The following is a 398-nucleotide window of genomic DNA, read 5'->3' as shown; positions in this document are numbered from 1 at the left end:
GGTTAGCGAAATTGAAGCCCATGGCGATCAGGCCTCCTTCTCGATCGTCGCAATTTGGTCAGCCGGCGGAAGACCGACCGGGTTACCGGTATCCCTGATAATGGGAAGCTTTCCGGTGTTCTCCAAGGACATGACAGATCCCTCTCCTGCCTCGTCGCGAGCTCGTGACATCGCGTCGAGCAGGGTCACCCGAGAGATGACACCCATGAGGTGGAAGTCCTCGTCGACAACGGCCAACGGCACCCTGGCGTTGCTGGTCGGAGCGAAGAGCTCGGACAACGGAGTGTCGGTCCGCGCCGTGAGGATGCCGCTAGTTTCCACCGCGTCAGCAATACTGCGATCTCCGCGGCGAGCAGCCTCGATGACCTCTTGATCGCCGACCGTGCCAAGCAAACGAC

Annotated in this window: 1 protein-coding gene; it reads right to left on the bottom strand. The window is 60.8% G+C overall.

Annotated elements, in window-relative coordinates:
* Positions 1-27 precede the first annotated feature (27 nt).
* A partial coding sequence (locus tag AC0AIB_RS31575; protein ID WP_465098140.1) for a CBS domain-containing protein occupies positions 28-398 on the bottom strand: 371 nt, incomplete at its 5' end.

The organism is Micromonospora sp. DSM 43699 (genome assembly GCF_055517075.1).
The sequence above is the reverse complement of the archived record's forward strand: the minus strand, read 5'-3'. Positions and strand labels throughout refer to the sequence as shown.